Raw genomic sequence first — 421 nt, 5'->3', positions numbered from 1 at the left:
ATCGCGTAGTACGCGGGCATCAGGTTGGAGCCGGTCCAGCTGATCAGGGCCGTGATCACCAGCGGGGTCGTACCGCCGAAGATCGACGCGGAGAGGTTGTAGCCCACCGACAGGGAGCCGTAGCGGACGTGCGTCGGGAACAGGGCGGGCAGGGCCGCGGACATCGTGCCGAGCATGCAGACCAGGGAGAGGCCCAGCATCAGCATGCCGACCGTGATCGGGAGGATGCCGTCGATCCGGATGAGGAGGAACGCGGGCAGGGAGAGGAAGAGGAAGCCCAGCATGCCCGTCATCAGCAGAGGTTTGCGGCCGAAGCGGTCGGAGAGCTTGCCGACCTGGCTGATGATCGTCATCAGGAAGAGCATCACCGCGAGCAGGATCAGCAGCCCGTGCGTCTCGCTGTAGCCGAGCTCGTCGGAGA

At 65.6% G+C, this 421-nt stretch carries 1 protein-coding gene; it reads right to left on the bottom strand.

From position 1 onward, the window contains the following. Positions 1-421, bottom strand: a 421-nt coding sequence (locus RM812_RS42565) for an MFS transporter (RefSeq protein WP_311586424.1), incomplete at both ends; no start/stop codon positions are given.

This window comes from Streptomyces lancefieldiae, assembly GCF_031845825.1.
Taxonomy (GTDB): Bacteria; Actinomycetota; Actinomycetes; order Streptomycetales; family Streptomycetaceae; genus Streptomyces; species Streptomyces lancefieldiae.
Note: the sequence above shows the minus strand (reverse complement) of the source record. Positions and strands in the feature narration are given on the sequence as shown.